General features: G+C 68.4%; 20 protein-coding genes and 1 pseudogene. 12 read left to right on the top strand and 9 right to left on the bottom strand.

What is annotated here, in order from left to right:
• Window positions 1–52: 52 nt before the first annotated feature.
• Entirely contained in the window at window positions 53–1,234 is a 1,182-nt protein-coding gene (locus tag K2X24_RS08360; RefSeq protein ID WP_292496683.1) for an amidinotransferase, read from the bottom strand.
• 211 nt (window positions 1,235–1,445) lie between these two features.
• Here K2X24_RS08360 and K2X24_RS08355 point away from each other — a divergent pair, with 211 nt between their 5' ends.
• The 5 genes from K2X24_RS08355 (at window position 1,446) to hpnK (ending at window position 6,938) form a co-directional block, all read left to right on the top strand.
• Complete coding sequence (locus tag K2X24_RS08355; RefSeq protein ID WP_292496681.1) at window positions 1,446–2,558, top strand: flippase-like domain-containing protein; 1,113 nt, start codon at window positions 1,446–1,448, stop codon at window positions 2,556–2,558.
• Window positions 2,559–2,629: 71 nt separating this feature from the next.
• Window positions 2,630–3,181 carry a phospholipid-binding protein MlaC gene (locus K2X24_RS08350; protein ID WP_292496689.1) on the top strand — a complete coding sequence of 184 codons (552 nt, stop codon included), beginning with the start codon at window positions 2,630–2,632 and terminating at the stop codon, window positions 3,179–3,181.
• A gap of 119 nt (window positions 3,182–3,300) precedes the next feature.
• On the top strand, window positions 3,301–4,479 hold the full coding sequence (hpnI, locus tag K2X24_RS08345; RefSeq protein WP_292496687.1) for a bacteriohopanetetrol glucosamine biosynthesis glycosyltransferase HpnI: 1,179 nt from the start codon (window positions 3,301–3,303) through the stop codon (window positions 4,477–4,479).
• A gap of 55 nt (window positions 4,480–4,534) precedes the next feature.
• Window positions 4,535–5,965, top strand: coding sequence for a hopanoid biosynthesis associated radical SAM protein HpnJ (hpnJ, locus tag K2X24_RS08340; RefSeq protein WP_238282193.1), 1,431 nt, complete (start codon window positions 4,535–4,537; stop codon window positions 5,963–5,965).
• 136 nt (window positions 5,966–6,101) lie between these two features.
• Window positions 6,102–6,938, top strand: coding sequence for a hopanoid biosynthesis-associated protein HpnK (gene hpnK, locus K2X24_RS08335; protein ID WP_292496676.1), 837 nt, complete (start codon window positions 6,102–6,104; stop codon window positions 6,936–6,938).
• Between the two features lie 91 nt (window positions 6,939–7,029).
• Here hpnK and K2X24_RS08330 read toward each other — a convergent pair whose 3' ends face one another.
• Window positions 7,030–9,702 carry an MMPL family transporter gene (locus tag K2X24_RS08330; protein WP_292496673.1) on the bottom strand — a complete coding sequence of 891 codons (2,673 nt, stop codon included), beginning with the start codon at window positions 9,700–9,702 and terminating at the stop codon, window positions 7,030–7,032.
• 609 nt (window positions 9,703–10,311) lie between these two features.
• Between K2X24_RS08330 and hpnH the strand changes: the two genes are divergently transcribed.
• Window positions 10,312–11,475 carry an adenosyl-hopene transferase HpnH gene (gene hpnH, locus K2X24_RS08325; protein ID WP_292496670.1) on the top strand — a complete coding sequence of 388 codons (1,164 nt, stop codon included), beginning with the start codon at window positions 10,312–10,314 and terminating at the stop codon, window positions 11,473–11,475.
• A 109-nt stretch (window positions 11,476–11,584) separates the two neighbouring features.
• On the opposite strand, the gene K2X24_RS08320 is transcribed toward hpnH, so the two are convergent.
• On the bottom strand, window positions 11,585–11,980 hold the full coding sequence (locus K2X24_RS08320) for a PilZ domain-containing protein (protein ID WP_292496667.1): 396 nt from the start codon (window positions 11,978–11,980) through the stop codon (window positions 11,585–11,587).
• A gap of 546 nt (window positions 11,981–12,526) precedes the next feature.
• On the opposite strand from K2X24_RS08320, the gene ykgO reads away from it, so the two are divergent.
• The 3 genes from ykgO to K2X24_RS08305 all read left to right on the top strand — a co-directional run bounded on the left by ykgO (window position 12,527) and on the right by K2X24_RS08305 (window position 14,330).
• Window positions 12,527–12,652, top strand: coding sequence for a type B 50S ribosomal protein L36 (ykgO, locus tag K2X24_RS08315; RefSeq protein WP_056222898.1), 126 nt, complete (start codon window positions 12,527–12,529; stop codon window positions 12,650–12,652).
• A gap of 86 nt (window positions 12,653–12,738) precedes the next feature.
• Entirely contained in the window at window positions 12,739–13,344 is a 606-nt protein-coding gene (locus tag K2X24_RS08310; RefSeq protein ID WP_292496656.1) for a tetratricopeptide repeat protein, read from the top strand.
• A 5-nt stretch (window positions 13,345–13,349) separates the two neighbouring features.
• Window positions 13,350–14,330 carry an alpha/beta hydrolase gene (locus tag K2X24_RS08305; RefSeq protein ID WP_292496655.1) on the top strand — a complete coding sequence of 327 codons (981 nt, stop codon included), beginning with the start codon at window positions 13,350–13,352 and terminating at the stop codon, window positions 14,328–14,330.
• Between the two features lie 41 nt (window positions 14,331–14,371).
• Here the strand turns inward: K2X24_RS08305 and pyk are convergent, their stop codons facing one another.
• The 4 genes from pyk to K2X24_RS08285 all read right to left on the bottom strand — a co-directional run bounded on the left by pyk (window position 14,372) and on the right by K2X24_RS08285 (window position 17,902).
• A complete protein-coding gene (gene pyk / locus K2X24_RS08300) occupies window positions 14,372–15,808 on the bottom strand; it encodes a pyruvate kinase (protein WP_292496654.1) in 1,437 nt (478 codons plus the stop codon).
• Between the two features lie 162 nt (window positions 15,809–15,970).
• Window positions 15,971–16,354 (bottom strand): DUF1036 domain-containing protein, encoded by a 384-nt coding sequence (locus tag K2X24_RS08295; protein WP_292496685.1) that lies wholly within the window; start codon window positions 16,352–16,354, stop codon window positions 15,971–15,973.
• 82 nt (window positions 16,355–16,436) lie between these two features.
• Window positions 16,437–17,753, bottom strand: a complete 1,317-nt coding sequence (locus tag K2X24_RS08290) for a glycerate kinase (protein ID WP_292496652.1) — start codon at window positions 17,751–17,753, stop codon at window positions 16,437–16,439.
• Window positions 17,750–17,902 (bottom strand): hypothetical protein, encoded by a 153-nt coding sequence (locus tag K2X24_RS08285; protein ID WP_238280288.1) that lies wholly within the window; start codon window positions 17,900–17,902, stop codon window positions 17,750–17,752. The genes K2X24_RS08290 and K2X24_RS08285 overlap by 4 nt, the downstream gene beginning before the upstream one ends.
• A gap of 77 nt (window positions 17,903–17,979) precedes the next feature.
• On the opposite strand from K2X24_RS08285, the gene K2X24_RS08280 reads away from it, so the two are divergent.
• The 3 genes from K2X24_RS08280 to K2X24_RS08270 all read left to right on the top strand — a co-directional run bounded on the left by K2X24_RS08280 (window position 17,980) and on the right by K2X24_RS08270 (window position 19,436).
• On the top strand, window positions 17,980–18,726 hold the full coding sequence (locus tag K2X24_RS08280; protein ID WP_292496650.1) for an N-formylglutamate amidohydrolase: 747 nt from the start codon (window positions 17,980–17,982) through the stop codon (window positions 18,724–18,726).
• A 50-nt stretch (window positions 18,727–18,776) separates the two neighbouring features.
• Window positions 18,777–19,085, top strand: coding sequence for a DUF1244 domain-containing protein (locus K2X24_RS08275; RefSeq protein ID WP_292496649.1), 309 nt, complete (start codon window positions 18,777–18,779; stop codon window positions 19,083–19,085).
• Window positions 19,086–19,169: 84 nt separating this feature from the next.
• Window positions 19,170–19,436 carry a DUF2312 domain-containing protein gene (locus K2X24_RS08270; protein ID WP_056180857.1) on the top strand — a complete coding sequence of 89 codons (267 nt, stop codon included), beginning with the start codon at window positions 19,170–19,172 and terminating at the stop codon, window positions 19,434–19,436.
• A 54-nt stretch (window positions 19,437–19,490) separates the two neighbouring features.
• Here K2X24_RS08270 and K2X24_RS08265 read toward each other — a convergent pair whose 3' ends face one another.
• Both K2X24_RS08265 and K2X24_RS08260 read right to left on the bottom strand, forming a co-directional pair.
• The gene (locus tag K2X24_RS08265) at window positions 19,491–19,640 is read right to left on the bottom strand and encodes a hypothetical protein (RefSeq protein ID WP_292496691.1); all 150 of its coding nucleotides are present in this window, start codon (window positions 19,638–19,640) and stop codon (window positions 19,491–19,493) included.
• A gap of 486 nt (window positions 19,641–20,126) precedes the next feature.
• Window positions 20,127–20,789, bottom strand: a pseudogene (locus tag K2X24_RS08260) (peptidase domain containing protein); the annotation flags it as partial.

Below are 20,789 nucleotides of genomic sequence, written 5' to 3'. Positions count from 1 at the left end.
GGGGGGCGCTCACGGCGCCCCCCTTCTTCGTCGAACCTCGGCCGAGCCGGTTCTAGAAGTAGGACTTCAGCGTACCGCGGCGGCGCACGTCGAGGGTGGCGCAGTGGAACGAGCCGCCGAACGGGCCGTAGGACAGGAACGGCGCCGGGATCGGATCGAAGCCCCAGTCCTTCAGGGCCTTGATCAGAGTCGGCTGGCTCGCGTCGACGACGATCTTCTTCTCGTCGAGCGCCAGGACGTTGATCGAGGTCCAGGGCGAACACATCGAGATCTTGCTCATGAAGCCCTCGACGGGATCGGGGCGCGGCGCGATGAGCACGTCCCACTTCTTCAGGACCGCCGGCAGCTTCTCGACATCGATGTAGTCCGGATTGACCAGCACCTTGCCCGGGGCCAGCGGCATGAACGACGAATCGATGTGCATCGGCTGCGGGCAGCGGCTCTCGATCTCGTGGATGCGAAAGCCCGGGCCGAGGTGGCGGCGCAGCCACTCGATGCCCATCAGGTTGGTGACGTTCGAGCGGGTCACGAACAGGTCACGGCCGCAGCGCACGAAGTCGGCCGCGTCGAAGACCGGCTCGAACTCGTTGACGGTGAACTGCATCGGCTCGCCGGCCTTCAGGTTCGGCACCCGGTAGTCGTAATTGTAGAGTTCGTCGGTCAGCTGCGGACGCGGCGCGGAGGTCCACCGGGCCCCGGCGCGGAAATATTCCTTGAACAGCGAGCGGTAGGCGTCGCCCTCGAAGTAGCGCGAGCGCCAGCACATCGGGCTCTCGATGATCTCGTCGCCGATGACGAGGTACGGGTCGCGCGGGCAGGCCACGCAGAAGCCGCGGGAGGACCAGCGCGGGGCCTTGTACTTGCGCGAGAAATCCGTCGCGTCGGGGCGGCGGATCTTCACGCCTTCGCCCGCCAGGATCGAGATGAAGTTGTCGAGCTCCTTCTGGGCGAGCTTCTTCATGAACTTCGGATAGCGGAAGCCCGAAGCGAACCGATAGAACGGCTGAGCGGCGCGCGGCAGGTTGAAGATGACCGTCAGGTGGTGTGTCGGAATGGTCGCACCATCGAGACTTCCGACGATGACCTCCTCCAGCGGATCCCATTCGTTCCAGGCCATGACCGGCGAATGCGGAGCCGCAACGCGGCCCGTGCCCGCGGCGGCGCTCGCGTACCCCTCGGTCTGCGCGTCGTCGTGCACGGCCTCGGCAGCCGTGATGTGTGATTCGCGGTCCATCGAATTTCGTTTCCCTGCCTGCCCCGACGGCCGTTTCACGGGCCTTCCGCCCTGTGCCGCTTTGATTCTGACTGTGTCCCCGGGGTGATAGACAACGGTTCCCAAAGCTGCAACTTCCGACGACGTTCACCGTTTCCGGCGGTTTTTTGCGGTCGGAAACGCGGCGGATTTCCGAAATCGGAAACCCCGCGCTGCTGGCCGAAAGGGGACCATGAAGCGTCTGACGACATTGGCCCTGATCGCCGGTCTCTGCACGGTCGTGGGCCTGTTCCTGTCATCCGGGCTCGAGGATGTGGCCGCTGCCGTGGTGAGTGCCGGCTGGGGCGCGCTCATCGTCGTGGCCGCCCGCGCGTTCGCGGTGGCCTGGGCCGGACTCGGCTGGTTCGTGATCTTCCCCAAGGATACCCGGCCGACGCTCGGTAGCAGCGTCACGCTGCGCTTCGTGCGCGAGGGTATCAACACGCTGCTCCCCGTCGCCCAGGTCGGCGGCGATTTCGTCGCGGCGCGGCTGCTGACCAAGCGCGGCGTGCCCGGCGGCATCGCGGGCGCCAGCATGTTCGTCGACCTGATGACCCAGGCGGTGACGCAGTTCCTGTTCACGGTCGCGGGCGTCGCCCTGCTGATCCACCTCGCGGGCGACGGCCCCATCGTGCGCACCGTCGCGGGCGGCCTTGCCCTGGCCGCTCCGGCGCTCGGCGCCTTCTACCTGATCCAGCGCCGCAGCGGCCACAAGGTCATCCAGGCCCTGGTCGGACGCTTCGCGGGCTCCCGCGAATGGCAGGCGCTCGGCGCCATCGACGTGCTCTATGCCAGTCTCAAGCGCCTCTACGGGAATCGCGCCCGTGTCGCGGGCGGCATGGGCATCCACCTCGTCGGCTGGCTGATCGGGACCATCGAGGTCTACGTCGCCCTGCACTTCATGGGCTATCCCGTCAGCATCGTCGAGGCGGTGGTGATCGAGAGCCTGGCCCAGGCGGTCCGCGGCGCCGCCTTCGCGGTGCCGGGAGCCCTGGGCGCCCAGGAGGGCGGCCTCATCGCCCTGTGCGCCATCTTCGGCATTCCGGCCGAGGCGGCCCTCGCCCTGTCGCTCGTCAAGCGCCTCGCGGACCTCCTCGTCGGCGTCCCCGGCCTGTTCGCCTGGCACGCCCTTGAGGGCAGCCCGACCGCGGATGCGAACGGGGACGAGGCTGGCTCGAGGACCGAAACCGGCCTGCGCCGGGACGTGCTCGTTCCCGTGCCGGCCTACGGCCTCGCCAATGATTTCGCACCTGCGCGCGCGACGCGGGCCGACACCGACCTGGGAGAACTCAAGAAGTGCGCCTGAACCGGGAAGCGTCGCGTCTGAAGCACTTCGTCCGGGCCGCCCTGGTGGCGGGCCTGATCCAGGCCGCCCCCATGGCTCGGGCGGCGGACGATCCGGCCGCCGGCACGATCGCGCGCGTCTATGCGAGCTTCGAGACCGCCCTGAGGGAGAGCCCGAAGGACGTCGTGGCCCGCGTCGCCACCATCAGCGGGCCCGTGCGGGAGAGCTTCGACTTCGCCGCGATGGTGCGCCTCGCCGTGGGGGCGAAGTGGAAGTCGTTCACCCCGGAGCAGCAGGCCGCCCTCACCGAGACCTTCGGCCGCTACTTCACCGCCACCTACGCCACGCGCCTCGCGCAGGCCGCCGGCGGCAAGTTCACGGTGAAGCCGCAGAGCGATGCGCGCGGGCCAAACCGGGTGGTGCAGACCGAGGTCGCCAACAAGGACGGCGATACCTCGCAGATCGATTTCCTGCTTGGCCCCGACAACCGGGTCCAGGACGTCTACCTCAACGGCAACGTCAGCGAAGTCGCCAGCCTGCGCGGCAGCTTCGCCGAGCCGCTGAAGGCCGGCGGCGCGGATACACTCCTCACATTCATGCGCGATCGCACCACCGGCATGCTCGCCGCCAAACCAGCGCCTTAGAGTTCGGGAAGAGAGCCGGGACTTTCTTCCTTCCTCGTCTCCAAAGCCTCTACCCAAGACGATTCGCGCCGCTCGATCCGCGGCACTCTCACGAGACCCGTGACCGAGCGATGCCCACCATGGACCTGACCTGGCTCCCGCACATTCTGCCGCTGATCGCCCTGGTCGGCTGCCTCTACGGTCTGACGGCGGCCGCCCTGACGGGCCGTTTCGCGGGCAGGGCGGCACCGGTCCTCGGCACCGACGCCCCCTCGGTGACGATTCTCAAACCCCTCTGCGGCCTCGAGCCGAACCTCTACGAGAACCTCGAAACGTTCTGCCAGCAGGCCTATGCGGGCCCGATCCAGATCGTGTTCGGCGTCCAGAACGCCGCCGATCCGGCCGCCGCCGTGGTCCATCGCCTCCAGGCCGCCTATCCGTCCCTGCGCCTCGACCTCGTGATCGATGCCCGCCAGCACGGCTCGAACCGGAAGGTCTCGAACCTCATCAACATGTCGACCCGGATCGCCCACGACGTGGTCGTGCTCGCCGACAGCGACATGGTGGTGAAGCCGGATTATCTCGGCCGTGTCGTCGCCGAGCTCGGTCGGCCCGGCGTCTCCGGCGTGACCTGCCTGTATCACGGCGTACCGGCGAACCGGGGCATCTGGGCCCACCTCTCCGCGCTCGCCATCGACGTGCAGTTCCTGCCGAACGTCGTGATGGGTACCTCGCTGGGCCTGGCCAATCCATGCTTCGGCTCGACCATCGCCTTCACGGCGACGGCGCTCGCCGAGATCGGCGGCTTCGAGGCGTTCCGGAACGACCTGGCCGACGACTACGCCATCGGCGAAGCCCTGCGCGCCCAGGGCGGAATCGTGGCGATACCGAACTTCACCATCGGCCACACCTGCGTCGACACGGACCTCGCCAGCCTGTGGCGGCACGAGCTGCGCTGGAACCGCACCATCCGCAACGTCGATCCGGGCGGCTATGCCGGCTCCTTCGTCACCCACGCCTTTCCGCTCGCGCTGATCGGCGCCATGATCCCGGGCGCCGGCACCACGGCCCTGGCGGCGGCGGCCTTCGCGCTCACCTGCCGCATCGTCCTGTGCGTGCGCCTGGAGCGCGCCTTCGGCCTCGCCCCGCACCCCTACTGGCTGTTGCCGATTCGCGACATCCTCTCCTTCATGAACTTCGCCTGGAGCTTCGTCTCGGGGGCGGTGACATGGAAGGGCCATGATTATCGCGTGGTTGCGGATGGCACCTTGATCCCCGAGACGAGGCTCGGCCGCGATGCTGGTGCATCGCCGCTCTGACCTTCGCCCGACCTCGATTCACCTGTTCCCTGATCTCGCTGAGGCCTTGAACCCCATGCGCACCCTATTTCTGCAGGCTCCCACCTTCGACGGCTTCGATGGCGGTGCCGGTTCCCGCTACCAGGCCAAGCGCGAGATCAAGTCGTTCTGGTACCCGACCTGGCTGGCCCAGCCGGCCGCCCTCGTGCCGAACTCGAAGCTGATCGATGCGCCGCCGCACAACATCAAGCTCAACGAGATCGTCGCTCAGGCGAACGACTTCGACCTCGTGGTGCTCCACACCTCGGTGCCGTCGTTCAAGTCGGACGTGAAGACCGTCGAAGCCCTCAAGGCCGCCAACCCGAAGCTCATCGCGGGCCTCATTGGTGCGAAGGTGGCGGTGGATGCCGCCGGCGCCATGGCGCAGGCCCCCTGCATCGATTTCTGCGCCCGCAACGAGTTCGACTTCACGGTCAAGGAAGTCGCCGACGGCACGCCGATGTCCGAGATCAAGGGTCTGTCCTACCGGGATGCCAACGGCGTCGTGGTCCATAACGAGGACCGCGAGATCATGACGGACATGGACCAGCTGCCGTTCGTCACCTCGGTCTACAAGCGCGACCTCGAGATGGAGAAGTACTTCATCGGGTACCTCAAGCACCCCTACATCTCGTTCTATTCGGGCCGTGGCTGCAAGTCGCGCTGCACCTTCTGCCTCTGGCCGCAGACGGTGGGCGGGCACACCTACCGCACCCGCTCGGTCGCGCACGTGATCGAAGAGATCAAGTACTGCCTGAAAGAGTTCCCTCAGACGAAGGAGTTCTTCTTCGACGACGACACCTTCACGGACAACCTGCCGCGTGCCGAGGAGATCGCCCGCGAACTCGGCAAGCTCGGCGTCACCTGGTCCTGCAACGCCAAGGCGAACGTGCCCCGCGAGACCCTGAAGGTCCTCAAGGAGAACGGCCTGCGCCTGCTGCTCGTCGGCTACGAGTCGGGCAACCAGAAGATCCTGAACAACATCAAGAAGGGCATGCGCGTCGAGGTGGCCGAGAAGTTCACCAAGGATTGCCACGAGCTCGGCATCGCCATCCACGGCACCTTCATCGTCGGCCTGCCCGGCGAGACCAAGGAGACGATCCAGGAGACGATCGCCTTCGCCAAGCGCATCAACCCGCACACGATCCAGGTCTCGCTCGCGGCACCCTATCCCGGCACTTTCCTCTACAAGCAGGCCGTCGAGAACGGCTGGCTCGACGTGGAGAACGCCGAGCTGGTGGACGAGAACGGCGTGCAGATCGCGCCGCTGCACTATCCCCACCTGTCGCACACCGAGATCTTCGCGGCGGTCGAGGAGTTCTACAAGAAGTTCTACTTCCGGGCCCCGAAGATCGCCTCCATCGTCTCCGAGATGGTGCGCTCGCCCGACATGATGAAGCGCCGCCTGCGCGAGGGCGTGGAGTTCTACCGCTTCCTCAAGGAGCGCCAGACCAGCGCCGCCGCGTAAAGCCGCGCACGAGAATCGATCGGAGGCGGCCGGGCTGAAGAGCCCGGCCGTTTCGCGTCGTGGGCCCCCGTGTGCCGGGGCCGGTCTTCTATCCCCTCGCGCGAGGCAGCGGCCTCCCGCCACCCGGAGTCGTCCCGTGAAGCGGTTGGTCGTGACGGCCGATGATTTCGGCCTCAGCCTCGAGGTCAACGAAGCGGTCGAGCAGGCCCATCGCGACGGCATCCTCACCGCCGCGAGCCTGATGGTGTCCGCGCCCGCGGCCGCCGACGCGGTGGCGCGGGCGCGGCGCCTACCGTCCCTGCGGGTCGGCCTGCACCTGGTCATGGTGGAGGCCTGGCCGACGCTGCCGCCTTCGGCATTGAGCGATCTCGTCGGAGCGGACGGCCTGATCCGCAGCGACATGGGCCGCCTCGGGCTCGACCTCGCCCTCAAGGCTTCGGCGCGCCGGCAGCTCGCCGCCGAGATCGAAGCGCAGTTCCAGGCTTACCGGGCGACCAGATTACCGCTCGATCACGTCAACGCCCACAAGCATTTCCACGTGCATCCGCTCATCGCCGGCCTCGTCCTGGCCGCCGGAAAGCGCCATGGCATGCAAGCGCTGCGCGTGCCGCGCGAGACGCGCGCGGTCCTGCGGGCGGCGGAGCCGGGCGCCGATCCGAAGGCCGCCCTCGACAGTGCGCCCTGGGCCGCCCTGCTGGCGGTGCGAGCCCGGCAGGCGGGCCTGCTGATCCCCGACCGCACCCTCGGCCTCGCCTGGTCCGGCGCGATGACGCCGGCCCGGGTCGCGGGCCTTCTCAGGCACCTGCCGGACGGGCTCACCGAACTCTACACCCATCCGGCGACGGGCGGCGGCTTCCCGGGCGAAGCCCCGGGCTACGCCTATGCGGCCGAGCGCGACGCCCTCATCGCCCCCGAGACCCTGGCGGCCGCGGCCGGGCTGCGCCGCGGCGGCTTCTCGGACTTCCTCGCCTGAACCCACGCATCATCCACCCGGAACACGAAGAAGGGGCGCGGATCTGATCCGCGCCCCTTCTTTGTTTCGTATCGCCGTCGCGCGGCGGGCCTCACTTCACCGGCATCGCCTCGGCCTGACGTGGCTGGAGGGACGGCGGCAGCGCGGCATCGCCCTCGGGGCGCTTCGGATCGGGCTGCTTCGGCGGCGGTCCGAGGAAGGCCGGCACCACGAAGAAGGCCGCCACCAGTGTGAAGAACAGCGACAGGGCCAGCAGCTTGCCCATGCTGGCCGTGCCGGGATGGCTCGACAGCACCAGTGAACCGAAGGCCGTGCCGGTGGTAAGCGCCGAGAAGAAGATCGCCCGCGTCAGGCTGGAGGCCAGCATGTCGGTGACGCCGGCCCGCCAGGCGATGACGTAGTAGATGTGGAAGGCCACACCCACCGCCAGCATGAGCGGCATCGCGATGATGTTGGCGAAGTTCAGGGGCATCCCGACGATATGCAGGGCCATCAGGGTCCACAGGGTCGCCAGCACCAGGGGGCCGAGGGTCATGGCCACGTCCCACGGCTTCCGCAGGGCCACCGACAGGATGATGAAGATCAGGACCAGGGCTGTGATGGCCGCCTGCAGGAAGGCGCCCAGGATGGTGTAGCTCGAAGAGGTCGTGGCCACGGGCGCGCCGGTGGCGTGCGGCGCGACGCTCTGCACGTCCTTGGCGAAGCGGCGCAGGACCTGATTGTCGTTGGCGTCACCGCTCGGATGGATCTCGATCCGCGAGCGCCCGTCGGCGGCGATCCACTCGGCCTTCAGCTTGGGCGGAAGGTTGTCGAGGGTGATCTTCTCCGGGTTCAGAAGCCCCGACAGACGCGTCAGCAGCGTCTTGAGGTCCTTGGTCAGGGCGACGCTGGCCGCCTCGCGGGTCGCAACCGGGGCGGCGGAGAGCTTGTCGAGGTCGTCCGCCAGGGCCCCGGCCGCCTTGGCGCCGGGTGCGCTCGAACCCGTGGCGATGCCGCGCAGGGCGGTCGCCGCCTCCTTCATCGCCTTGACGTTGTCGGCGTCCGTCGGCGGCGGCGGCTTGCGGGCGGGGTTCAGCACCGGCCCGAGCAACTGCGCCGTCTCCGCGATGGTGGCGAGCTTCTGGTCCTGGTCCGGCGGGACGAAGGTGTTGATGTCGATGACCTTGGCGACCGATTTCAGCTTGCCGAGCTTCTCGGCCAGGGCCGGCACCGCCTCGGTGGAGGGGGCCAGCACGTCGATGAGGTTCGGGCTGGTCTCCGGGTCCTTGATCAGGTCGAGATAGGTCGAGATCGATTCCACCTTCGGACTGCGCAGGTGCATCGGATTCGAATCGAAGGGCAGTTTGAAGAGGAGCGGAATGCCCGCCACGGTGATCAGCGCCACACCGATCAGGATCGGCTTGCGGTTGCGGATGATCCAGGGATCGACGCCCGCCAGCCAGGTCGTCTCCACGGCCTCGCGCTCGCCCTTCGGCCGGAACACCGCGATCAGGGCGGGCAGCAGGGTCAGGGAGAACAGGTAGGCCACGATCATGCCGACTCCGGCGATCAGCCCGAGCTCGGACACGCCGCGGAACGCGGTCGGCAGGAAGGCGAAGAAGCCTGCGATGAGGGAGATCGCCGCCAGCGTCAGGGACCAGCCGACGCCGCGCGCCGCCGCGTTCATCGCGGAGGGGAGGTCGGGCTGCTCGAAGCGGTCGGCGCGGTAGCGCACGGCGAACTGGATGCCGAAATCGATGCCGAGACCAACGAACAGGGCGGCGAAGGCCACAGAGATCGGGTTCAGCTCGCCGACCATCAGGAGACCGAGCCCGGCCGTCACGATGAGGCCCGCGAAGGTCGTGATCAGGACGGCACCGATCAGCGGTGCCGACCGCAGGGCCAGCCAAAGGAAGAGCACGATGGCGCCGACGGTGACGCTGTAGTTCAGGAGCGCGTCTTCCGAGAGGGTCGCGAACTCGTCGTCGGCCACGGCCACCGGGCCGGTCAGGCGCATGCGGGGGGCGGCCGCGACCTCGGGGGCCCCGAGGGTGTTGATCTTCAGCTCGCTGGCGATCTTGCGCACCAGCTCCGTCGCCTCTGCGCCGGGCTGGAGGGCATTATAGTCCAGCACGGGCTGGATCATGATGAACTTGCGCAGGTCGGTGCTCTGCGTCTTCCCGTTCGACAACAGCATCTGCCAGGACATGCGGGCCGGTTCGCCGGCCAGGACCTGGCGGATGGTTCCGTCGATCTGGGTCATCGGCCGCTCAAGATCCTCGAGCTTGGCATCACCGCTCTTGATGCCGCGCGCGCCCAGGCCGAGCACCCGCATGATGCCCCGCAAGGAGGGATCGGCGGCGAGCGGCCCGAGGAGTCCCTGCTGCTGCACGAGCTGCTCGGTCGTCTTGGTCAGTTCCTCCTGGGACATCAGGAGGAAGCCGTTCTTTTCGTAGAAGGCACCGCCATCCGGGCGGTAGACCGATTCGATCATGTCCTTGTGGCTGGCCAGAGCACTGGTGAGGTTGGCCGCGGCCTCCTCGGCTTGCTCCGGCGTCTTGCCGTCGATGACCGCCACGAGGGTGCCGGTCCGCTGCGGGAAGGCCTTCTCGTAGTTGATCTCGTCCTGCCGCCAGGGCACGTCCTTGTCGATCAGACGCTCGACGTCGGTGTTGATCTTGAAAAGGTGGGCCGCTGCGCCGGCACTCGCCGCCGTGACGAGTGCGACGAGAGCTATGACCAGCCAGCGACGCTGGACGGAAAACGCGACGAGCCGTTCGATCACGAGTGTCTCACCTGCCTGAGCGATGCGACCTGCGTCGCCCCGGCGCCCCTCGCAGGGCGCGACGGCCCGGACGGCCGCGAGACGCAGATCGATCTGTATAGTGCCGCCGGTTACCACCTGTCGGCGCGAATCCCGAATCCACGCTTGGCCGGAGCCTGTGGACCGTCGCGTCCGACGCGCGTTATCGGCGAATCGGACACAGGCCAAAACGCGACCCGCCCAACTATCGATCCCCGAGCCCGATTGCAACGCACACAGGCGAATTGAACGGCCATTCCGCCGAGAGTGCGATTTCGCACCGCAGCACAGCGGCAAAGTGGAGAAACGAATCGCCGGGACCTTACGACTGCGGCCAAGCTGCAGGGCGGGCATGTCCTGACCGTGTAGGAAAAAACGCTTCGTCCTGCGACAGGTTCCGGATCGATCGGACGCGCGCCGGGCGCGTTGCGAGGGGGGTCTGTGGCCGGATTGCCCCAGGGCTTCGCGAAGTTCGAAGAACCGGGCCAGATTCGGGCGTTTGAGATTGGTTCCAGCCTAGGTCGCTGGAATTTGGCCTTTTTTCACGTTAAACAGCCCGATACATCGGGGCCAACAACAAGGAGCCGCGTCTTGGGCATCCCTATCCGGTACGTCGCGAAGATCGGCGGCTACATCCTGAAGCAGCACCTGACCGGTCGCAAGCGCTACCCGCTCGTGATGATGATGGAGCCCCTGTTCCGCTGTAACCTGGCCTGCGCCGGTTGCGGAAAGATCGATTATCCGGATGAGATCCTGAACAAGCGGCTGCCGGTCGCCGACGCGCTGGAATCGGTGCGCGAGTGCGGTGCACCCGTCGTCGTGATCGCCGGCGGCGAGCCGCTCCTGCACAAGGATCTGCCGCAGATCGTCGAGGGCATCATCGCCCAGAAGAAGTTCGCGATCGTCTGCACGAACGCGCTCCTCCTCGAGAAAAAGATCAAGGAGTATAAGCCGAGCCCGTACTTCACCTGGTCGATCCATCTCGATGGCGACAAGGAGATGCACGACCAGTCGGTGTGCCAGCGCGGCGTCTACGACAAGGCGGTGGCGGCCATCGCGAAGGCCAAGGAAATGGGCTTCCGCGTCACCATCAACTGCACGTTCTTCAACAACTCCTCCGCCGACAAGATCGCCGACTTCTTCGACAGCGTGACGAAGATGGGCATCGACGGCATCACCGTCTCGCCGGGCTACGCCTACGAGCGCGCGCCCGACCAGAAGCACTTCCTGAACCGGAAGGCGACCAAGGAGCTGTTCCGCGGCGTGTTCCGGCACGGCAAGGAGAAGGGTCGCGAGAAGTGGACCTTCCAGCAGTCGGGCCTGTTCCTCGACTTCCTAGCCGGCAACCAGACCTATCACTGCACCCCCTGGGGCAACCCGACCCGCACCGTGTTCGGCTGGCAGAAGCCCTGCTACCTCCTCGGCGAGGGCTACGCAGCGACCTTCAAGGAGCTGATGGAGGAGACCGATTGGGACTCCTACGGCACCGGCAACTACGAGAAGTGCGCCGACTGCATGGTTCACTCGGGCTACGAGGCCTCCTCGGTGGTCGACTCCGTGCGGAAGCCCTGGAAGCCCCTGGTCCACGCCCTGCGCGGCATCAAGACCGAGGGCGAGATGGCCCCCGAGGTCAGCCTGGAGAACCAGCGTCCGGCCGAGTTCGTGTTCTCGCGTAACGTCGCCCAGAAGCTGTCCGAGATCAAAGCCTCGGGCGTCGATACCAAGCGCGAGGCGCGCAACCGCAGCGCCGCCTGATCCTTCGGATCGGGACATCCTTGACGTATGAAAGCCCCGTCTGCCCTGGCAGGCGGGGCTTTCATATTTCGGCCGACTGTGCGGCGACCCGAGGGGCCGTTTTTGGGGATCAGAAGTTCGAGATGCCGCGCTTGCGCGACGGGACGCCGATGCCTCCGGCCTCGGCCCGAGCGCCGTTGGAGAAACCCGATCCGTCCCCGGTTCCGGCCGGCTTGGGCAATTTGCCCACGCGTTCGATGCGCACGCCGGCATAGTCGCCCCGCCGCCAAGCGAGCCGCACGAGGCACAGGAAGTCGCGGCCGATGATCCGCAGCATGAAGACGTCCGGCAAGCTCTGCGAGCCCGGCACGCCGATCTTCGCGCCGGACTTGGAAACGTCCTTCACGGTGCAGGGGATCTCGGTGTTGTCCCGCAAGCGGATGGTGGCGATCCAATTCGTCTGGCTGCGCTCTTCGCGGCGCGCGATCGTCTGGCCAGGTGTCGACTGCTCCGTCTCCGCCGCCACCGTAGAACTCTCCGCAACTCACAAGCGCCGACCTTGTTTCGCAGATGAATCCTTTACGGAGCCATACCAAGGGGAACGACCAACTCTGGCGCGTAACGCCGATCACAGCACGCAACTGTCCAGCCAACACAGGGATGCTGCGTCTCTCACGAAAATGTCATGCAGAATTCTTCCAGTCCGCACTGTAGAATCCGGGATCGTTCATTTCGGTGGAAATAAATCGTCGAGCGCGACACGTCTCAAAGTAGTATCGCACGCGGCTATTTCGCGGCTAGATCGATGGTCCGACCCTGCCGAAGCCCGGCTGACATGGATCGGGGTTGCGCCATAGCGCGCCGGCAAGCCCGCGAGGCCCCGGTGAAGCGGCGGTCTCGTCGCGCTCCGCGCCGGAAAGTCGCTGCAAGCCTTGCCTTGTCCGAGCGAATCCTGATAAGGCAACCGCCTTTCCGCGATGCATCGACACATCGCCGAGGCCGCCGTCAGGTGCCTCGTTCCCGAGACCCTTTGGACAGGCGGCGGGCTCAAGACCCGGCCGACGTGAGACCGATGAAAATTCGCAATTCCCTCAAGTCCCTCCGTGGCCGTCACCGCGACAACCAGATCGTGCGTCGCAAGGGCCGCGTCTACGTCATCAACAAGACCCAGAAGCGCTTCAAGGCCCGCCAGGGCTGAGCCAGCGGCGTCGGCCGCGCGCCCCTGAGGGGGGCGCGGCAAGCGCGCAGGTTGACGACGTCACGTGGGGCGAGGAAGCTCCCGGGATGCTGAGCGACCGCCCGAACCGATCTTCTCTCAAAGCCGCGCTCGTCGCGGCTTTTTGCGTTGTTCTCGCCCCCGCATCCTTCGCCGAGCCCGCGCCGGAGGGCCGGAAGACGGAGAAGAAGCAGCCCTTGAGCCTCGACGACCTGTTCGCCCGTCTGAAGGCGGCGGGAGACGACGCGGAGGCCAAAGGCGTCGCGCGGCTGATCGAGCAGCGGCTCGGACGCTCGGGCAGCGCGACGGCCGATCTCCTGACCGAGCGCGCCCGGCAGGCCATGTCCAGTCAGGACCTGCCCCTGGCCGTGGAATTGATGGACCGGGCCACCACGCTGGAGCCCGGCTGGTCCGAGGGCTGGAACCGGCGGGCCACGGTGTTCTGGATGCTCTCCGATCCGGCCGCGGCCATTTCGGATCTCCAGCGCACCCTCGTGCTGGAGCCACGCCACTACGAGGCCTGGGCGGCGCTCGGGCGCATCTACCAGACCATGGACGACAAGCGGCGCGCCCTGGAGGCCTTCCGGCGCGCTGCGGCGCTCTACCCGCGCATGGATCGCCTGCAATCGGCGATCGACCGGCTCGCCCCGGATATCGACGGTCGCGACCTGTAATCCGGATGCTCGGCCTCAAAATCGTTTTCTCGATCCTCGCCGGCGGGATCGTCCTCGGCCTGATCGCCGCAGGGGTGACGCTACTCATCACCGCCCGGATCGAGGCGCGCTACCCTCCGGCCGGACCGTTCGTGGCGGTGACGGGCGGCCGCATCGCCACGATCCAGGCGGGCCCGAATCCCTCGCGGCGCGGCACGGTGGTGCTCCTGCACGGCGCCTCGGCCAACGCCGCCGAACCGATGGCGGATCTCGGCCGCAGCCTCGCCGACGCGGGGTTCCGGGTCATCGCCCTCGACCGCCCCGGTTTCGGCTGGAGCGACCGGCCCGGCGGCGCCGCCATGGCGACGCCCGCCGCCCAGGCGGACGCGGTCGCAGAGGCGCTGGTCGCGCTCGGGATCGGCCCGGCGATCATCCTCGGGCATTCCTGGTCGGGCGCCCTGGCGCTGGCCCTGGCCCTGAACCACCCCGACCGTGTGGCGAGCCTCGTCCTCGTATCGCCGGTGGCGATGCCGCTCCCCGATCCGGGGCCAATTCCGTGGTATTACCGGCTGGCCCTGAAACCGCCGGTGGCGTGGTTGCTCAGCCGCACGGTGGCGACGCCGGTCGGCCTCTACTATCTCGATCGCGCCGGGCAATCGGTGTTCCGGCCCCAGGACGCCCCGTCGACCTATCTGGAGGCGAGCCGTGCCGCACTGGTGCTGCGCCCGTCGACCATGCTGGCCAACGTTCAGGACCTCCTGAGGCTGCCCGAGGCCCTGAACGCGCAGAGCCGCCGCTACGGCGAGATCGCCGTGCCGACCACGATCATCACCGGCGACCGGGATGGGATCGTTCCGGCGGCACGGCACGCCAGACCCCTGGCCGGGTTGATCCCCGGGTCGAGGCTCGTCGTCCTTCCGGGCATCGGACACATGGTCCACGTGGTCGCGACGCGCAGCATCGTCGAGGCGGTTGAACAACGCCCCGAGGCCGTCGTAGCGCCCTGAGCGCCGTTCCCGAAGAGGGCAGGGCTCAGGACCTCACGGATTCACGCCTTCGCGGCGTGCTCGCGCGTCACGAAGGCGATGCGGACGAGGTTGGTGGCACCCGGCGTCCCGAAGGGAACGCCCGCCACCACGATGATGCGCCCGCCGATCTCCGCGAAGCGCTCGCGCACGGCGAACTTCGCCGCCCGGAACGCCATGTCGTCGACGTCGCTGGCGTCCTTCGTCACGATGGGATGGGTGCCCCAGCACAGGGCGAGGCGCCGGGCAGTCTCGCGCTTGGGCGTCAACGCGATGATGGTGGCGTTGGGCCGCGAGCGGGCGAGCCGCAGGGCGGTGGAGCCCGAATGCGTCCAGGCCATCACGGCGGTCAGCCCGAGGGCGTCGACCATCTGGTGCGCCGCCGCCGCGATCGCGTCGGAAGCGGTGGCGTCCGGCTCGGAGCGCTGGGCGCTGAGGATCGTCCAGTAGAGCGCGTCCCGCTCCACCTGTTCGGCGATCCGGCTCATCATGGTGATGGCTTCGACGGGGAAGGAGCCCGAAGCGCTCTCGGCCGAGAGCATGACCGCATCCGCGCCCTCGTAGACCGCGGTGGCCACGTCGGAGACCTCGGCGCGGGTGGGCACCGGCGCGGTGATCATCGATTCGAGCATCTGGGTGGCGACGACCACGGGCTTGCCCATGCGGCGCGAGGCGCGGGTGATGCGCTTCTGCACGCCCGGCACCTGCTCAAGGGGCATCTCGACGCCGAGATCGCCGCGCGCCACCATGAGGCCGTCGGAGACCTCGATGATCTCCTCCAGGCGGGTCAGTGCCTGCGGCTTCTCGATCTTGGCCATCACCAGGGCGCGGCCGGCGGCCACTTTCTTCACCTCGGCGACGTCCTCGGGCCGCTGCACGAAGGACACCGCGATCCAGTCGGCGCCTGCCGCGAGAGCGGCGTCGAGGTCGCCGCGGTCCTTCTCGGTCATGGCCGCCACGGGAATCACGGTGTCGGGCAGGGAGACACCCTTGCGGTTTGAGATGCGGCCACCGACCTCGACCCGCGTCACCGCGCGGCCCTCGGAGACCTCGGTCACGGTCAGCCGCAACTTGCCGTCATCGATGATCACGCAATGGCCCGGCTCCAGCGCCGAGAGGATCTCCGGATGGGGAAGGAAGACGCGGCCGACGTCGCCGGGGGTCGGATCGCTGTCGAGAACGAAGGTCGCGCCGTTCTCGAGAATCGCCGCGCCCTCGGCGAAGGCGGCGACGCGCAGCTTCGGTCCCTGGAGATCCACGAGGATGGCGATGGGGTGCTTCAGCTCCCGCTCGATCGTCCGGATGACCTCGATCTTCTCGGGCAGCTTCTCGCGGGGTAGGTGGCTCATGTTGAGCCGGAAGACGTCGGCGCCGGCGCGAAACAGCGTCTCGATCATCTCCGGGGTGTCCGAGGCCGGACCGAGCGTCGCGATGATCTTCGTGCGGCGTGAACGTTTCACTGTGGTCTCCATCCCCAAGAATCGCCCCGTCGATTTCAGGCGATCGACGTTGAGCGAGGGCCACAAGCACCGCGGAAACGGGTGCGTCAAGCGCACCGCGGACATGTTGCAACGCGGCAATACTTGTGCCGATGCGGGCAGCGCATGGCTGTCCCGGTGACCTCAGGGTGTCGGTGCCACCGGCTGGTTCGGATCGGTGAGCTGGATCGTCCAGGTTTTCTGTTCGCCGGTATCGACCTCGAAGAAGCCGTTGCGGTCGAATCCGCGCGCGAGACAATCCTCGACGCCGCGGATCGTGAACTCGCGGTCCTTGGTGCACATCAGCGAGCGGCCGTTCCACTCGCCGCCGCGCGTGTAGTCCACGGCGAACACGTAGTAGAACCGCGCCACGAGGGAGCCACGCAGGAGCGTCTCGCAGGCCTTGGGCGCCACGTCCCACCAGCCTTCCGTCACCCATCCCTGCGGGTCACGGTAGCCGAGCGCGATGCCGACCTTGCTGCCGGTCTGGTTGCACATGCGCAGGTCCGCCCGCGCCGGACCCGCCATCAGCGCCAGGGCGGCGACGGCGGCGCCGACGAGGATTCCCGCCCGGTGCCGGCGGCGATCCGGGCGAGCGGACTGAGCCGCGCTAACCGACGAGGATGATGCGGCAATCGTTGACATTCGTACGGGTCGGACCTGGCTGGACGAGGTCGCCGATGGTGGCGAAGAACTTCGTCGAATCGTTGTCGGCGAGCATCGCGGCCGGATCGAGACCCGCCGCGCGGGCGCGGGCCAGGGTGGTGGGGTCGACGAGGCCGCCGGCCGGATCGGTCGCCTCGCCGCGCCCGCCATCGGTGCCGTCGGTGTCGGCGGCGATGCCGAGGATGCCGGGGGCGCCGTCCAGCGCGATGGCGAGCGCCAGGGCGTATTCCTGGTTCGGACCGCCATGGCCCTCGCCCTTGATCGTCACGGTGAGCTCGCCGCCGGAAATGATCGCGACCTTTCGGCCCGCCGCCGCCATCTCGTGCGCCATGCGCGCGTGCTCCGCGGCGACCTCGCGGGCCTCGCCTTCCACGTCGGGGCCGAGCATCACCGGCTCGTAGCCGGCAGCACGGGCGGCGACGGCCGCCGCCTCCAGGGCGTCGATGGGCCGGGCGATGATGCGATACTCGGAGCGCGCGAAGGCCGCGTCGCCCGCCTTCGGGGTCTCGTTGGCGGGGTCGTTCAGGAGGGCCTTGGCGGTCTCGGGCAACGGAATGCCGCGCCGCTCGCAGATCGCGCGGGCATCGGCCAGCGTGGTGGGATCGGGCACGGTGGGCCCCGAGGCGATCACCGCCGGGTCGTCATGCGGCACGTCGGAGATCGCCAGCGTCAGGATCGAGCGGGCGTTGCGCGCCATCAGGGCGAGGCGCCCGCCCTTGATGCGCGACAGATGCTTGCGCACGCAGTTGATCTCGTTGATCGGCGCGCCCGAGCGCAGCAGTGCCTTGGTGATCGACTGCTTCTCGATGAGGGTGAGGTCGCCCGCCGGAGCGATCCAGTTGGCCGAGCCGCCGCCCGAGAGCAGCACCAGGACGTCGTCCTCCGGCCCGGCATCGGCGGCGATCTTCAGGGCGTCGATGGTTGCGTCGATGCCGGCCTGGTCCGGGACCGGATGCCCGGCCTCGACCATGCGGATCATCGGCGCCTCCTCGCCGTAGCCGTGGCGGGCGACCGCGAGGCCGACGATCCGGCTCGGATCGACGCCATGCTCCTCGCGGTAGAAGCGGCTCGCCACCGCCGCCATGCTACCCCCGGCCTTGCCGGCGCCCAGGATGATGAGACGCCCCTGACCCGGTGCGGGCAGGTGGGGCACCAGACAGCGTGCGGGGTGGGCGGCCGCGATGGCCTCGTCGAGGCAGTGCAGGAGCAGGGCGCGAGCGGTTTCGGTCGAGGCGGCTTCGGTCGAGGCGAATTCGGTCATGGCGTTTCCGTATTCCGGTTGTCGATCGCAAAGGCGGCCCGGTGGTTCTCCTCCGGATTGTTGTGCCCCCGGCTGGACGCCGGATTGTTGCCGTCGCGGCGCGATCCGCGATACGTGCTGTGCCCGACGCTCGCCGCCTCGGCAAGCATGCGTTGCCGGTTGATCCCCGGCGACGCGGCCGAGGCCTTGCATGCCGCCCTCGCCGAACCGGACGCCACGAGACCCCATGCACCCACCGCATCCCGTCGAGACGATATCCGGCGATCCCGGCCGCGGCCTGCTCCTGATCTGCGACCATGCCTCGAACCATGTGCCGGAGGATCTGGCCCAACTCGGCGTTCCGGAGCACGAGTTCGCCCGCCACATCGCCTACGACATCGGCGCGGCCGGGGTGACGCGCCGCCTCGCGGCCCTGCTCGGCGTGCCCGCGATCCTGACCCGGTTCTCGCGGCTGATCATCGATCCGAACCGGGGCCGGGCCGATCCGACCCTTGTGATGCGCCTCTCCGACGGGGCGGTGGTCCCGGGCAACGCCCGCATCGACGAGACCGGCAAGGCCGAGCGCATCCGACGCTTCTATGAGCCCTTCGACGCGGCGATCGAGGCTGGGATCGCGCAGGCCGAGGCCACCGGCGTACGACCCGCCATCGTCACGATGCACAGCTTCACGCCCTATTGGCGCGGCGTGCCGCGTCCCTGGGAGGTCGGCATCCTGTGGGATCGCGACGACCGCATGAGCGCCCCGCTGATCGCCGGCCTGCGCGCCGACCCGGCCGCGCTGACGGTGGGCGACAACGAGCCCTATGGCGGCGGCCTGCCGGGCGACACCATCGACCGGCACGCCAGCGCGCGCGGCCTGCCGAACGCCCTGGTGGAGATTCGTCAGGATCTCATCGTCGCGGAAGCCGGCCAGGCGGAATGGGCCGGGCGCTTCGCCCGCCTCCTCGCACCGATCCTGCCCCTGCGCGCTTGACGGGGCGCTCCGGCGCGCCGACCTGTGAGGGAGTTCGAGGAGACAGCCCCATGACCGAGATCGATGCCGCCAACCGCACGGAGCTGGAAGCCGCCGTGTTCCGCCGCCTCGTCGCGCACCTGCAGAACCGCACCGACGTCCAGAACATCGACCTGATGAACATGGCCGGCTTCTGCCGCAACTGCCTGTCGAACTGGCTCAAGGACGCGGCGGACGAGCGGCAGCTCCCCATGAGCAAGGACGACAGTCGCGAGGCGGTCTACGGCATGCCGTATTCCGAGTGGAAGCGCCTGCACCAATCGGATGCGACGCCCGAGCAACAGGCGGCCTTCACCAAGGCCGCGTCGGAACCGCACTAAGGTCCCGGTAAGCTTGACGGCTTAACGAGGCGGTTCCGGCGCCCTGCGAACGCTGCGCCGCGCATTCAGGGATTTGAGACGACCATGGCCGCATCCGCCGCACCCGCCGTCGACGCCTCCTCCGTCGCGGCCGACCAGCTGAAAAGCTTCATCGAGCGCATCGAGCGTCTCGAGGAGGAGAAGGCGGGTCTCGCCTCCGATATCAAGGACGTCTACGCCGAGGCCAAGGGCACCGGCTTCGACACCAAGGCCCTGCGCAAGATCATCTCCCTTCGCAAGAAGGACCATGCCGAGCGCCAGGAGGAAGAGGCGATCCTCGAACTCTACATGCAGGCCCTCGGGATGGTCTGACCGAGGCTCCGGGCGAAAGCTTTCCGGCGACACCAGCCTGCGGCGGGCGGCTGCCTATCGGAACAACCGGAGGCCGACGCCGAGCAAGCCGAGCCCCGCGATCAGCAGGGTGCCGCAAGCCCTCTCGAGGGCGACGCTGTGATGCGGATAGCTTCGCGAGACGGCAGCGAGGCCGAGGCCCGCGACGAGGCACGTCAAGCTCAAGGCAAACATCGCGAACCGCCTCCCTTCGCGGCACCGACCGAGCCGACGACGCGCTCGGGAATCCCCGGGATCCCGAACGCCAGCGGGTCGATGTTCTGATGGACAGGACTGGTCGTGTCTTACTCCATACGGGGGATGCCGCCCCCTTTCCCACATCAATGAAAATCTCGGAACCGCTCCTCTTTTTCAAGAAGAGGCGTTCGTAAACTCAATATTTCGGGTCGCGGCGCCCGTTCTGGTCGATGGCATCATGAGCGCGGGCGCCCCCGGGGCGCCGGGTTCGGGCACGGATCGATATCCGGTCGTATGACGCCGACCCACCCGGCCAGCAATCGGCGATATCGACGCGAGGCGATACAGCGCTTCCGTCATCCGGCGTGAACGCGAAGGCGGCCGCCGGCCGACGTCCGGCGCGCCCGGCCCTCCTGCGGGCGCGGGTGTTACCGCCACCTCCCAGTACGAACGACGATCCAGGTTCGGAGCGGCTCAGCGTGCGGCGGCGACACCGCGGGTGGCGGAGCCGGTGAAGCGCGCGGCCGTGAGTTCGTCGCCGGGGCTACGGGGCGAGAAGCGCGAGACGACGCCGCTGTTCGGAACCGCGATCGCGGCGGGGCCGCCGTCGAGCTTGGCCTTGGCATTCGCGAGCTTGACCGGAGCGGCCCGGCTCGCGGGCGCCGCGTCCGCTGCTGCCGCGGCGAACAGCGCGCGCAGCTGCGTCCGCGAATCGGCGTTCGCCGGCACGAGGGGGGTGGGGGAACGACTCGGAGTGGGGAGGCTCGCGGCGGGGGTGACCGGCGAGGGAGCGCTCGACAGGTTGGCCATGCCGGCGCTGCCGAGGCCGGCGACCTGAACCGCCGGGCGCGGCGGGGGCAGGGGCATCGTCAGAGCCGCGGTCACCGCCGCGAACTCGGCGGGGCGACGCGGCGGGAGCGGCAGGGTGACGGCGGCAGCCGGCGCCATGGCCGCCGGGGTCTCGGCGGTGAGCAGGCTCTGGGCGTCGCGGGTCTCGCGCTGCAGGAGAGCCGTCTGAAGCGTCTCGTCGGCGGCCGGTGCGGCGTAGGCGAGGGCCGCCCGCGAGCCGGCCTGATCCTCGGGGTCGGCGCTTGCGACCACGACCGGGGCCGGCTTGGTCCGGCCCCGCGGCGGGGC

The organism is Methylobacterium sp. (assembly GCF_019750675.1).
Lineage (GTDB): Bacteria > Pseudomonadota > Alphaproteobacteria > Rhizobiales > Beijerinckiaceae > Methylobacterium.
Note: the sequence above shows the minus strand (reverse complement) of the source record. Positions and strands in the feature narration are given on the sequence as shown.

Coding starts and splice junctions, on each gene's coding strand:
- K2X24_RS08290 (WP_292496652.1), bottom strand. CDS start 17,753: ATGACCGAATTCGCCTCGACCGAAGCCGCCTCGACCGAAACCGCTCGC.
- hpnJ (WP_238282193.1), top strand. CDS start 4,535: ATGCGCACCCTATTTCTGCAGGCTCCCACCTTCGACGGCTTCGATGGC.
- K2X24_RS08295 (WP_292496685.1), bottom strand. CDS start 16,354: ATGGCGGGTCCGGCGCGGGCGGACCTGCGCATGTGCAACCAGACCGGC.
- K2X24_RS08270 (WP_056180857.1), top strand. CDS start 19,170: ATGGCCGCATCCGCCGCACCCGCCGTCGACGCCTCCTCCGTCGCGGCC.
- K2X24_RS08355 (WP_292496681.1), top strand. CDS start 1,446: ATGAAGCGTCTGACGACATTGGCCCTGATCGCCGGTCTCTGCACGGTC.
- K2X24_RS08310 (WP_292496656.1), top strand. CDS start 12,739: ATGCTGAGCGACCGCCCGAACCGATCTTCTCTCAAAGCCGCGCTCGTC.
- K2X24_RS08285 (WP_238280288.1), bottom strand. CDS start 17,902: ATGCTTGCCGAGGCGGCGAGCGTCGGGCACAGCACGTATCGCGGATCG.
- ykgO (WP_056222898.1), top strand. CDS start 12,527: ATGAAAATTCGCAATTCCCTCAAGTCCCTCCGTGGCCGTCACCGCGAC.
- K2X24_RS08360 (WP_292496683.1), bottom strand. CDS start 1,234: ATGGACCGCGAATCACACATCACGGCTGCCGAGGCCGTGCACGACGAC.
- K2X24_RS08350 (WP_292496689.1), top strand. CDS start 2,630: ATGGCTCGGGCGGCGGACGATCCGGCCGCCGGCACGATCGCGCGCGTC.
- K2X24_RS08305 (WP_292496655.1), top strand. CDS start 13,350: ATGCTCGGCCTCAAAATCGTTTTCTCGATCCTCGCCGGCGGGATCGTC.
- hpnI (WP_292496687.1), top strand. CDS start 3,301: ATGGACCTGACCTGGCTCCCGCACATTCTGCCGCTGATCGCCCTGGTC.
- K2X24_RS08280 (WP_292496650.1), top strand. CDS start 17,980: ATGCACCCACCGCATCCCGTCGAGACGATATCCGGCGATCCCGGCCGC.
- K2X24_RS08275 (WP_292496649.1), top strand. CDS start 18,777: ATGACCGAGATCGATGCCGCCAACCGCACGGAGCTGGAAGCCGCCGTG.